General features: G+C 50.8%; 8 protein-coding genes. 5 read left to right on the top strand and 3 right to left on the bottom strand.

All coding sequences use genetic code 11. From position 1 onward, the window contains the following. Window positions 1-3: 3 nt before the first annotated feature. From ACR0MV_RS11840 to ACR0MV_RS11850, 3 genes are all read right to left on the bottom strand, one after another. Window positions 4-675 carry a hypothetical protein gene (locus ACR0MV_RS11840; protein WP_480702251.1) on the bottom strand — a complete coding sequence of 224 codons (672 nt, stop codon included), beginning with the start codon at window positions 673-675 and terminating at the stop codon, window positions 4-6. Window positions 676-2,157: 1,482 nt separating this feature from the next. Further along, window positions 2,158-2,451, bottom strand: coding sequence for a hypothetical protein (locus ACR0MV_RS11845; protein WP_480702252.1), 294 nt, complete (start codon window positions 2,449-2,451; stop codon window positions 2,158-2,160). A gap of 158 nt (window positions 2,452-2,609) precedes the next feature. Then, window positions 2,610-3,461, bottom strand: a complete 852-nt coding sequence (locus ACR0MV_RS11850) for a LysR family transcriptional regulator (protein ID WP_480702253.1) — start codon at window positions 3,459-3,461, stop codon at window positions 2,610-2,612. Window positions 3,462-3,719: 258 nt separating this feature from the next. On the opposite strand from ACR0MV_RS11850, the gene ACR0MV_RS11855 reads away from it, so the two are divergent. The 5 genes from ACR0MV_RS11855 (at window position 3,720) to ACR0MV_RS11875 (ending at window position 6,901) form a co-directional block, all read left to right on the top strand. Beyond that, the gene (locus tag ACR0MV_RS11855; protein WP_170332111.1) at window positions 3,720-3,968 is read left to right on the top strand and encodes an EF-hand domain-containing protein; all 249 of its coding nucleotides are present in this window, start codon (window positions 3,720-3,722) and stop codon (window positions 3,966-3,968) included. Between the two features lie 18 nt (window positions 3,969-3,986). Next, entirely contained in the window at window positions 3,987-4,352 is a 366-nt protein-coding gene (locus ACR0MV_RS11860) for an SPW repeat domain-containing protein (protein WP_480702254.1), read from the top strand. Window positions 4,353-4,430: 78 nt separating this feature from the next. Beyond that, window positions 4,431-4,868 (top strand): CBS domain-containing protein, encoded by a 438-nt coding sequence (locus ACR0MV_RS11865; protein WP_480702255.1) that lies wholly within the window; start codon window positions 4,431-4,433, stop codon window positions 4,866-4,868. A gap of 190 nt (window positions 4,869-5,058) precedes the next feature. Continuing rightward, window positions 5,059-6,027, top strand: coding sequence for a zinc transporter ZntB (locus tag ACR0MV_RS11870; RefSeq protein WP_480702256.1), 969 nt, complete (start codon window positions 5,059-5,061; stop codon window positions 6,025-6,027). 121 nt (window positions 6,028-6,148) lie between these two features. Beyond that, entirely contained in the window at window positions 6,149-6,901 is a 753-nt protein-coding gene (locus tag ACR0MV_RS11875; protein ID WP_480702257.1) for an MFS transporter, read from the top strand. Window positions 6,902-6,947 lie beyond the last annotated feature (46 nt).

The following is a 6,947-nucleotide window of genomic DNA, read 5'->3' on the forward strand; positions in this document are numbered from 1 at the left end:
GAATTATCCTTTCCGTTGGACAAGTGTTTGGGGGTCGATGATTTCGCGGGTAAGTGGCACAAGGTGTTGAGCGGCAACCAAACGCACGAGCGCTCGCCAACCGTCTACGCCAAGCCCAGTTTTGATCGTCAGGTCGCGCAGCGAAGCAGCGCCAACAAGGTCTTGGGCTACATTCCAGGCCACTTCGTCGGCACTGGGCATTGGATGACGCGACGCCCAGAACAACTGAGCATTCTGTTGTTCAATCCGGTCTGCGCTGTGCTCCGTCAGGATCCGTACTTCATCGCAAAAGCCAGACCGAGTGGAAAACCACGCAATCTCCTGCATTTGCTTCACAAATTCTGGCTTCCTAGCCCGGAGACTTGGCTTTACGGCAAAGGCAACTTTAGAGCCTCCACGAATGTGTGCGACAAAGTCGAACACATGCTCCCGGACCTTTTCGCTGAAGCCATTCCAACGGAACCGCACTTGATCGAAGATGTCTTCAATCTCCAGCTGGGCGTTCAATACCAGCAGATTGACCAACTCAAGATGAGACTCCGCCTGAACTCTTACACCCGGGTTTGAACCGATCACGGTGTAGGCAGTGCAATGGTGTTTCGCGGCCTTCGCAATGGCACGGTCTGAACGAAAATCTGACGGGAGTCGGATTCCGTCAGGAAGGTTTTTCTTCATGTGAATACCTCACGTCTTATCGAGCCCACCGAACGCGTTCGGTAGAAAAACTCGTGATTTGAATTTTGGTGGGAAGCAGGCGGCCGAAACCGCCCGATCACACGGCTATTCGCGTGAGATTCAAGAAACGCGGAGCAAAAGAAGGAGTGATGTCGCGATGGCTATCGCAACACATCTTCAAGAACCCCAAAAGTTTTTTAGTAAACGCCATGACAAGCGCCTCATATCGACTTAGTGCCTACAGGAGCTCGCAGCAGAAGAAGGATATGTGAACCTATCGCTGAAGAGAGCTACCAACGGATCGGAAACTCAGAAAACCCGTATCTGATTGGGCGCGATATGAAGGTCAGCATTTTGCATGGGCGTTCCTCGTACTCAAAACTCGGAGGTCTGCGCAAGCGAAAAGATGCGGGTACAGATGACGTGACTTTTACGCCAACAAAGTGTGACTAATTTGTCAGATCATTCGACCCCACTCTAAACAACTGGCTACCTCATTGATTAGCCGATTTGTGCTTTTCGTCTTTTTCAACGAAAAGGCGCTTCCGAACTCAGCACTGCGTTACGGGCAGCAAATTTATCTACAACGAATGGCATATCTCTCAGCCTCGCTTTCATTTCGTGCACCCCCCAATTTGGGATAGGTTCGACACGCCAATCAGCATACCAAAGTCCCACAGGATTCTCAATAAGATACTGTTTTTAAACATTTATCCTTGGGCGCACTTGCGATGAAAAATGCGGCCCTGAATTAGGCTCTGCCTAATTCACTTCTTCCGAGTAAGGATAAATTGAAAGAGAGATAGTTGTCGTTGCGGCATGAGAGAGCGCTCAAGTGTAAGAATAGAATTCCTTCGCTTTCGTCTGGTCAAATGGCCTCAACAGCCAAATCACCCGTGTCCTGAGCGAGGTGATTCGCCGCTTGTTGAAACTGGAGCCGGGGCTCTTTGGAACCCACGGCAGTCTCCGCTCAATGTGCTCCGACACTATCGCAGTCAATCAATCGGGACGGTTTCGCGACGGTTAGTCCAATAGTGATATTGCGCGGATTGCCCTGCAAGTCATCAACGGCAGAAATGTTCATTTCCCGGAGCTGTCGAATGCACGCACCGGTTTAGCAGTAAAAAGCCGGGATTTGATGATTTTATTCAGGTCGCGAAAGTACTGCATTTGCAGTATCGCGATCTCGCATCAAATGTTTGCTTCGGGCTGGCATCAGTTTCCGATGCAAAAGGCGGCGAACTTCGACTGCGAGCCCAAATCAACCGATGCTGCTGAAAGCACCAATGTCAGCAATGCGCAGTAAGCGGACTTTGCAAAGTCTTTGGTACGGGTCGCAACAGAAGCCCATTTTCGTAGTATTCCGGGCCTATTCGCTGGCACGGCCCTACGATCACAGGAAACTTAAAATTGCAAAAATATAGCTTAAGAAATTGATGGGCGACTACGTTCATTTTTCTGTCAAACTAGCACACCAATACTTCACTCCAGTTTTTCCCGGCTGTGCCTTGCAGAAATATGGCATGGGTTGTGCCGTAGTTGCGCATCTAAATGATTGGCTTCGTGACAGGTGGGGCATAAAGCAACCGCGATCTCAACGGCCTCACCAGTCTCATAGTCAAAACAATACTGCTGGCCACAAATCTCTAAAACCTGTCCTAGGGTTATCAAATCTGAAACAGTTGCACCGCAATGATCGCATACGCCATTGTGCAAAGCATCTTTCAGCTCAGGCAATTCCACCGTTCTTTGAAACTTGCATTCTCTTTCACTCATAACCGAACCAAAATTTCACCTGTCCTAACATAAGGTTAGTTTGGTGATGAAAGAGATCAAGCTATCGCGGCTATACCTTTTGCATGGCAACGGTTGAATAGAACCAACCGACAAAACATCCTTGGTAATGAAGCAGAGGGTCGATCAGTATGAAGTGTTCAACCAAACGAACGCGCGATGCTGCGAAACATCCGGGCGACTTGGCCAGGAAGCTCACTTTCGTCATCTTGGGCAAAAACCGCATATGCTGCGAAGGCAAACCGAGGGGCTTCCTTTATCAAGCTTAGTTGACCGCTCCTAAGTTCTGCTTCTACGACCCGTTTTGGAAAGTAGCCGGCAGATGGAATGGACTTCAAATACTGAAGGCCCAGGGTCCCGATACCCAATTGAAGACGAGGTGCATCAAGCTCTGGAAAATTCAATAAATGCTCAGCCTTAAATTCAGGACCCCAATCTATGAGAAGGTACGCGTCTCCCAACTCGTTTGGCAGACCGATGGGACCGCTGCTTACAAGAACAAATTCATCTTGGAATAGTTGGAGGGCAGACAATCCCGACGCCCGTCGAGGCTGGTACATTATGGCCAAGTCGAGGTCGCCCTCTTCGATCTCCCGCGACAGAGCCTCGGAAGAAGCTGCGGAGGCCCGTATGGCAACGTCTGGCAGCGTTTCCATCAATTCGGGTAAAGCCCTCATAAGATATCCGTCCCAAAGGCTGGGTGCGGCGCCAATCTCTAGCGCTGCTGTTATTGGAACAGGGAGACCAACGTCCAACTTCGCTTGTGTCCAGGTTCGCACAAGCAACTGTGCGTGTTTGAGAAAGTGTTGTCCCGCATTCGTCAGTGCTGCGCCAGATTTGCTGCGGTCAAAAAGCACTTGCCCAAGTTGCTGCTCTAAAGTCCGAATTCTCATGCTCACCGTAGATTGGGTGACATGGACCTTTTTCGCAGCATCAAAGAAGGTGCCCGTTTCAACAACGGCCAGAAAGGTTCGAGCTTGTTCGATATCCAAGGGCTATCTATTCCATTTTTCGATACCATCCGAGAATAAAATTCGTTTTTCAACACAAATATTTCGTGCGATATACCGAGTGTAGCGCGAAAGTGCCCCCACCAGATCGGAACGCTAATCAACATTTCTCATTTTGTAGTGGAGATCCCGAGCTGAGGAACCGTTGCAATCTGACCCCTGTGGATTTGCCACCAACACCGGAGCGCTGCACCAACCCCACAATGGGCAAGAAGCCCATTTTCCCATGGAGAAAACAAAATGAGTCGAGTTTCTATTGTTGCTCTTCTCTCTTCGCTGTTTGCTGTTCCGGCATTCGCCATGCCCGCTGATCTTGACATGGACGGTGATGGCCTGGCGTCGCTGGCAGAGCTTCAGACCAAGTATCCTGAAGTCTCGGATGATCTCTTCCTGGAGATCGACGCGAATGCTGATGGTTTCATCAATGACGACGAATTGGTTGCCGCCGTTGACGCAGAACTTCTCCCTGGTCCCACAGGTGATCAGTAAGCAAAGGTTGTCACGGCTATGAGGAAGCCAATCCCGCCCCACAAATGGCTGCTTGCCGCGATGGGTATTTGGTTGGTTTTGTCCCCCTTTGTCCTGTTTCGTGAGGAAACACTGTTGCAGGGCATGGCTGAACTTGAAGCAATCGCCTTCATGGCAACTGGCATTGTTGTTCTGGTCATGTCCGGCGCCGACGGCCGGAGCCACCTTCTCGCACGGGTGGCTCCGGTATCGGCACTGGGGTTCGTGTTGATCGTGGCGCCGGCGGCGTTGAACTTCACGGGCCATATTGTGGCGACGGCTAATGCATGGATAGCGGGATCGGCGCTGGTCGGGCTTGCCGCTTGGGAGGTGCTGGAGAGCCGCGGATTGCGTGCAATCCAGTAAATTGGTGCGGGGCGGGAAAACGCCCCGCGTCGTGCTATAATCCAACTAGCATTGGGCATATTTTTAGGAGTCTACTCAGTGACTATCGCTAAAGTAGTTGAAGCTCAGAAATTTAAACAACGCCCATTCTGTAGTGCCGACACGACAGTCTTTGACGCGGCCGTAACCATCGCTTTATTGGATGTGAATGCGCTCGCTGTTCTCGAAGATGACAAGCTAGTTGGGATTATCACTGATCATGATATTCTGTTGTGCCTCGCCGACTCCGGCTCTTCATTTTATGAACAAACTGTTAGCGATTGGATGACCGAAAAGCCTGTCACTTGCGCTTCAGGATCCAGCCTATCAAAGGCTCTTAGCCTTATGGCAAAACACGGTTTCAGGAACCTTGTTGTCACACGCCGAGGCGATCCGTTTGCGGTCGTCAGCAGTAAAGAAATCCTCGCGCGTATTCACGACGACGATAAAGCTGAACTGGAAGCGCTGAGGGAAATGACCCATCACACATCGGATTGATCGCATACCTGATACCTTTCAAAAGATGAACGCACTTTGGTATTCTTAGTATTCAAAGCGCCTAGTTCTGCCAGTAACCAATAGTGGCATAGGTCGCTAAACCAATTATGTTCTGTCCAGTTTAGGGGATAGTCCGCGCGCAGTCTTTGGCATGCTTTGGCTTCCCAATCGACGCAAAATAGGATTGCCAATGAACACCCAAACAGTCACTCCCATCTGCGCGTTTGATATAGTAGCTGGCCAAGCAGTTCCCGTCTCTTCAGAGTGGCCAGAACCCTTTGCAAGGCAGCAAAACGGTTATCGCTGGATTCATTTCGACCTCGCCGACAGCGGCTTAAGGCAATGGGCATCCGAACAACTGCCAAACATAGCCGCGCAAGCATTGCTTCAATCGGAAACGCGACCACGATGTGATATGCACGACGATGGCATCATCTTGAACCTACGTGGCGTTAACCTGAACCCTGATGCGTCTCCGGAGGATATGGTTTCTCTAAGGCTCTGGGCCACGGAAAGAACCATCGTATCTGCCCGTGTGCGCAAAGTCTGGGTAGCAGATAGTCTTCGCCTAAAAGCCGAAAGCGGTATCGGGCCAGAAAGTGTCGGTGTATTTTTGGCAGAACTTGCTGCGGGGCTCACAAAGCGGATTGAGGCTGTTTCGCTTGAACTTGAAGACGAGACAGACTCTCTCGAGGAGATTGGGCTTTCAGGAAATGAAATCAAACCAGAGAGCATTGCGCGGTTGCGGCAAACAGTGATCAAACTTCGGCGCTATATTAGTCCGCAACGCGATGCGCTCGACGCATTGTCCTCAATAAATATCGACGTAATTCAAAGCGATGCATCTGTGTTAGTCAATGAAGCTGCGAACCGCACTCGCCGTACACTTGAGGAACTGGATACAAGCCGTGATCGCTTGACAGCCCTTCAGGAGCAGATGGACGCCGAGCACGCGAATGCGCTTGCTCGAAACGGCTATCTATTGTCTGTGGTGGCCGCGATCTTTTTGCCGCTCGGATTTCTGACTGGTCTGTTTGGTGTGAACGTGGCTGGCATGCCCGGCTTGAGCGCGCCCTTTGCCTTTTGGGCGCTGACACTTGCTTCGGCTGCCATCGGAATTGCACTTTACATTGTGTTCAAACTCTCGAAGTGGTTGTAGTTAAAGTAGGTTGCTAAAGATTGACCAAACTGCTGCACAGAAAGCCTTGATCACCTTCGCCAAAACGCGTTTGCAAGCAAAATAGCTTCTCATTTCACAGTTTGACATTAGGCTGGAACCGATGTTCCGACAGCTCTTACCGATATCAGCGCTGCTTCTTGGATCAGGGCTTCTTCTGTTCGCAGGTGGTGTCCATGGTCTGATACTTCCCGTTCGTGGCTCTTTCGAAGGTTTTTCCGCCAGCTCTCTGGGCCTTTTAGGAACGGGGTGGGCAGTTGGCTATGTAGCAGGATGCCTTGTTGCACCAAGGCTTGTTGGGGCAGTAGGACATATTCGAACTTTCGGCGTAATGTGTGCTCTCGCCGCCGTAACGATCCTTTTCCAGGCTGTGGTAGTAGAAACGTGGGCTTGGATACCGTCGCGAGCAGTTTCAGGATTTTGTTTTGCGGGCGCGGCAATGATCGTCGAGTCATGGCTCAACGATAAGGTTGAACCCAATACGCGTGGTACAGTCTTTGGCGTCTACACGATGGTTAACCTGGGTGCGGTGACAGCCGGTCAGATGGCTATCTCACTGGGAGATGCAACGGGTTTCATTTTCTTTGCCGTAGGCGCGATGGTGTATTGTTTGACGCTTATACCAACTGCCCTGTCAACCTCGGCATCGCCAGCACCCCTGACATCTGTGCGTCTCGATCTACCGGCGTTGTGGCGAAACTCACCAGTTGCGGTCGCCGCGGTCTTTCTTGTCGGCATTTCAAATGCAGCTTTTGGGACTCTTGCTGCGGTGTATGCGGATCGCGTTGGGCTATCACTTACTGCAATTGCGTTGTGTCTGACGTCAGAGCCAATGGGACAGTTTAGGTTTATTTGATAAGAGAGGGTTTCTGGCTCATCGTAACCGCCAAGGAGTGGAGATG

The sequence above is a fragment of the Ruegeria sp. BC3 genome, assembly GCF_056539265.1.